Annotated in this window: 2 protein-coding genes; one reads left to right on the top strand and one right to left on the bottom strand. The window is 68.9% G+C overall.

Annotated elements, in window-relative coordinates:
• Window positions 1–899: M1 family aminopeptidase (locus JGS39_RS39370; RefSeq protein ID WP_264302876.1), on the bottom strand; the 899-nt coding region annotated here is incomplete at its 3' end.
• Between the two features lie 125 nt (window positions 900–1,024).
• On the opposite strand from JGS39_RS39370, the gene JGS39_RS39365 reads away from it, so the two are divergent.
• The gene (locus JGS39_RS39365; protein ID WP_219574565.1) at window positions 1,025–1,537 is read left to right on the top strand and encodes a MarR family winged helix-turn-helix transcriptional regulator; all 513 of its coding nucleotides are present in this window, start codon (window positions 1,025–1,027) and stop codon (window positions 1,535–1,537) included.
• Window positions 1,538–1,587: the final 50 nt, after the last annotated feature.

Here is a 1,587-nt window from a genome sequence, read left to right as displayed (position 1 = left end):
AGGTCGCCGAACCACATGTGGGCCATTTCGTGGGCGATGACCATGCCGCGGGTCTGGCGTTCGGTGTCGGTGACGGCGGAACGGTAGATGAATTCGTCGCGGAAGGTGACGAGGCCGGGGTTCTCCATGGCGCCCGCGTTGAATTCGGGGACGAAGGCCTGGTCGTAGGAGTCGAACGGGTAGGGCTCGTCGAACTTCTCCTGGAACCGGTCGAAGCAGGCGCGGGTGATGTCGAGGATCTCGTCGGCGTCGGCGTCGAGGTGGGGGGCCAGCGAGCGGCGGCAGTGGATGCCGAAGGGCAGTCCGGCGTGTTCGGTGGTGATGGAGTGGAAGGGGCCTGCGGCGACGGCGACGAGGTAGGTGGAGAGGGGCGGGGTGGGGGCGAGGGTCCAGCGGCCGTCGCCGGTGTGTTCGGCGATGCTGTTGCCGAGGACGGTCCAGCCTTCGGGGGCGGTGACGGTGAGGACGAAGACGGATTTGAGGTCGGGCTGGTCGAACGCGGCGAAGACGCGCTGGACGTCTTCGAGGAAGAGCTGGGTGTAGACGTACGTCTCGTTGTCGGTGGGGTCGGTGAAGCGGTGCATGCCTTCGCCGGTGCGGGAGTAGCGCATGGCGGCGTCGATGCGCAGTTCGTGGGGGCCGGCGGTGAGGGCGGTGAGGGGGAAGCGGTTCTCGTCGAGGTCCGCGGGGTCCAGTGCGTGTCCGTCGAGGCTGATGGAGCGCAAGGTGGCGGGCTTGACCTCGACGAAGGTGTCACCGGCGGCGAGGGCGGTGAACTGGATGACGGTACGGGAGTCGAAGGTCTCCTCCCCCGCGGTCAGATCGAGGTCGATCGTGTACCGCTGTACGTCGAGGAAATGGGCTCGGGCCTGCGCTTCATCGCGCATCAGTACGGACATGGGGGCCATGCTGCCGTATGCGGCGGGCGGTGTGCAGGTGGGTTCTCGCAGGGCTGACGAGGCCCGCCCGGAGCCTTTGAGGGCTAAGATTCTTGATGACGTGTACGTGTGCGGAGGGGTGCGGGATGGCGAAGGACCAGGACGCGGTGGCGTCGATCGTCGCGGACTGGCGGCGGGAGCGGCCCGAGCTGGATACGGCGCCGCTGGAGGTGTTCGGCCGGCTGCACCGGGCGTTTCTGCGCTACAGCGCGGCGATCTCGCGGCCGGTGGAGCGCAAGGGCCTGTCGATGGCCGGTTTCGATGTGCTGACGGCGCTGCGGCGGGCGGGGGCGCCGTTCCGGCGTACGGCGGGTGAGCTGGCCGATTCGGGGCTGATCAGTTCGGCGGGGGTGACGTTGCGGATAGACCGTCTGGAGAAGGACGGGCTGATCCGGCGGGAGCGGGATCCGCAGGACCGCCGGGTGGTGCACTCGCGGCTGACGGACGAGGGTCTGTCGGTGATCGACGAGTTGTTCTCGGAGCATCTGGACAATGAGCGGCGGATGCTGGCGGGGTTGTCGCCGGCGGAGTGCGCGCAGTTGGCGGGGCTGCTGGAGAAGCTGGAGCGGTCTGTGTTGGCGGCGGAGTCGGGCGAGTAGCAGCGGTTTCCCGGGGCGGGGCGCTCTGGCGGGGGCCGGGGCTCCGGTAC

The sequence above is a fragment of the Streptomyces poriferorum genome, from assembly GCF_019399235.1.
Taxonomy (GTDB): Bacteria; Actinomycetota; Actinomycetes; order Streptomycetales; family Streptomycetaceae; genus Streptomyces; species Streptomyces poriferorum.
Note: the sequence above shows the minus strand (reverse complement) of the source record. Positions and strands in the feature narration are given on the sequence as shown.